The sequence below is a fragment of the Planctomycetota bacterium genome, from assembly GCA_038746835.1.
In the GTDB taxonomy this organism is placed as follows: domain Bacteria; phylum Planctomycetota; class Phycisphaerae; order Tepidisphaerales; family Tepidisphaeraceae; genus JBCDKH01.
In genome coordinates, this window is record JBCDKH010000287.1 from 1 (window position 1) to 3,012 (window position 3,012).

A 3,012-nucleotide genomic window follows, 5' to 3' on the forward strand; every position below is an offset into this window, starting at 1 on the left:
CGCCAGCGTCTGAATCCGCATCCTGAGCGGCCCTTCGACATCGGCTTCGGGCCCCGGCACCTGCTTCAAGATCGCCTCGAAGATCGGCCGAATGTCCTCGCCCTTCTTGTCCACCTCGTCACTCGCCCAACCATCCCGCCCGCTGGCGTAGAGCACCGGGAAGTCGAGCTGATCGTCGTGCGCATCCAGCTCGACGAAGAGGTCGAAGATCTCGTTGAGCACCTCGTCCGGCCGCTTGTCCGGCCGGTCGATTTTGTTGATGACGACGATCGGCTTGAGCCCCAACCCCAACGCCTTACCCAACACGAAACGCGTCTGCGGCATCGGCCCCTCCGCCGCGTCCACCAGCAGGAAACACCCGTCCGCCATGCTGAGCACCCGCTCGACCTCCCCGCCAAAGTCCGCGTGCCCCGGCGTGTCGATCAGGTTGATCTTGGTCTCGTTCCCGTCTTCACCCCGGTAGGTAATCGCCACGTTCTTCGAGAGGATCGTGATCCCCCGCTCCCGCTCCAGCGGGTTCGAGTCCATGATCAGGTCGTCCGAGAGCTGCGTATCGCGAAAGTTCCCACTCTGGCGCAGCAGTGCATCGACGAGGGTCGTCTTCCCATGGTCGACGTGGGCGATGATAGCGACATTCCGCAGATCGTCGCGGCGAGGGGCAGTAGCGGCAGACATTGGTGCGGCAGGGTAGGTCGCGCGTCCGGCGATGGCAGTGCCGTGAAGGTTGCCGGTGCTGTTGACTGCTAACATCCACGATCATGTCGGGATCGGGGAACAACAAGCTGCGGGAAACGACCGTCAACTGCCTCGGAGACCTTGCCGGCAGCGTGGGTGCGAGCGGACTGTCCGCCGGGCTAGCTACGTTGATCGCCGGCTCCTGGGTTGTCCCGCCAGCTGGGGCCGTCCTGTCGACCGCTGGGCTGCTAAGCATCTTTCTCGGCCTTCGCCTCAAGAAGAGTCGTGCCGAAGCCGTCGACCAAGCGGCGCTTGAGGCAGAAATCAAGACGCTCTTCGACAAAAGCCTCGCAAACGACGCCGCCGACTCGAAGATGCTGACGGACGTCTACGTCGGCCTGCAGGTCAAAACGCGTGACCTTCGCGATCGACTCGTCTTCCTGCAGGACACGCTCGAAGAGGTTCGAATAGTCGGGAACGACACCAACGAACGGGTGCGGGTCATCGAGGAAGCACTCGACGCGCATCCCGCGATGACGCAGACGCTTGAACGTCTCATCGTCCGACGGTTCGACGAGCTGGACGAATCGCTCAAACGGCAAGCCGGCACGCTCAACAAGATCAAAGACCTGCTCGTCGGCACGCCCCAGCTCAGGCTGCCCGTTTACAACATGCCGGAGTCATCGGATCGGATTGCAGGCACGCGGTACACGCACCGGGCGAACCGGTTCGTCGGGCGTGAGGTCGAAACCCAGAAGCTTCGCGAATGGCTTAAGGATCGTGCCCCCGACCGTCCACGTTTTCGTTGGGCGCTCCTCCTTGCCGGAGGCGGTGCGGGCAAGAGCCGGTTCGGGCTGGAGATGTGCCTCGACCACGAAGCCAGCTGGGACGTCGGGTTCCTTGAGCCAGAATCGCTCACCCGCGTCGACTGGACGGCGTGGCAGCCCGACGAGCCCACGTTCATCGTCTTCGACTACGTGGTCGCAGCGGCAAAGCAACTCGGCACGGTCCTTACCCAGCTTCGAGGAAGAACCGACCTCGCCCACCCAGTTCGACTCCTGCTCCTCGAACGCGAGACCGACCAAGCCTGGCAACACACGACGTGGGGTCGGGACCTTCTGCCGGAAGCAGCCAGCAGTGAACAGAGCAAGAAGTGCTACGACGTCCTCGATCCGCTCGCTGACGATGCGACGAGTAGCGGCGGCCTTTTGTCTGCCAGCGGAATTCGTCCCCTCGGCGACGACCACCTCTGGGGCCTCGTCGAAGAGACTTTCCACCGGTATCACGATGGAGGCGGCACGCTTCCCGATCGCGAAGCGTCGCTGGGCCGACTGCGGGAGCTCGACGGCCGGACTCGCTCGCTCTACGCCATTCTGCTCGGCGTCTATCTCGCCGAGCAGCCCGACGCGTCGCACACCGAGTGGACCATCAAGGATCTGTTGGACGCAGTCGTACGTCGCGAACGTGACAAGTTCTGGGCCCCCCTGCTCGCGCCCGGCGGGAGCTACCAGCGTCACAACGTCCACGAGCGGCTCGTCGCCCTCGCGACACTTTGCTACGGACTCGTCCAGACCGAAGAAATTGACCAACTTAAGGAAGCTCGCTCCGCCAGCATGTTCGCGGCACTCGACGCCGACCCGATCAACGTTGTCAGCAGACACAGCTCGATGGTCGGCCAGCCACCGTCCGGCCCGATCGGCCTGCACCCACTCACGCCTGATCCCGTCGGCGAGTACTTCCTGCTCACATTGCTGGAAGACCCGCACTTTTCCCCGTCGGGTCGCACTGCGTTGATCCGCCTGGCATGGCAGCTCGATCCGATCGCGACGTTGGCCGTGATCGACCGCATGCTGCGCGACTTCCCCGACGACGTCGAAAACGGGCCACTCCTTCGATGCCAACCGAGCGACCCACGGGCGAACGTGACCTATGCGATGCTGCAGGTCCAAGTCTCAGGTCGAGACAGAAAGCCGACGCCGGAGTTCATCGCGGCTTGTGAAGCGTCGTTGCAGGAGCTTCGCATGCTCGCTGTCGCGGATCCCAGCCCGGAGATCAGCAATCAGCTCGCCAAGGGGCTCGTCAACCTCACCAACCACGTCGGCGAGGTCGGCCGTACCGACCCGGCGCGGCTCGACGAAGCCATGGGCCTCCTCCAGGAACTGCGGGAACTGCGACGCAACGACGACGTCCCCGTCATCCGCGAACAGCTCGCCATGGGGCTCGTCAACCTCACCAGCCACGTCGGCGAGGTCGGCCGTACCGACCCGACGCGGCTCGACGAAGCCATGGGCCTCCTCCAGGAACTGCGGGAACTGCGACGCAACGACGACGTCCCCG

Annotated in this window: 2 protein-coding genes; one reads left to right on the forward strand and one right to left on the reverse strand. The window is 64.1% G+C overall.

Features of this window, described 5'->3' with window-relative positions:
- Positions 1–675, reverse strand: a 675-nt coding sequence (locus AAGI46_16665; GenBank protein ID MEM1013840.1) for a GTP-binding protein, incomplete at its 3' end; no start/stop codon positions are given.
- An 83-nt stretch (positions 676–758) separates the two neighbouring features.
- On the opposite strand from AAGI46_16665, the gene AAGI46_16670 reads away from it, so the two are divergent.
- On the forward strand, positions 759–3,012 hold a 2,254-nt coding region (locus AAGI46_16670), incomplete at its 3' end, for a hypothetical protein (protein MEM1013841.1).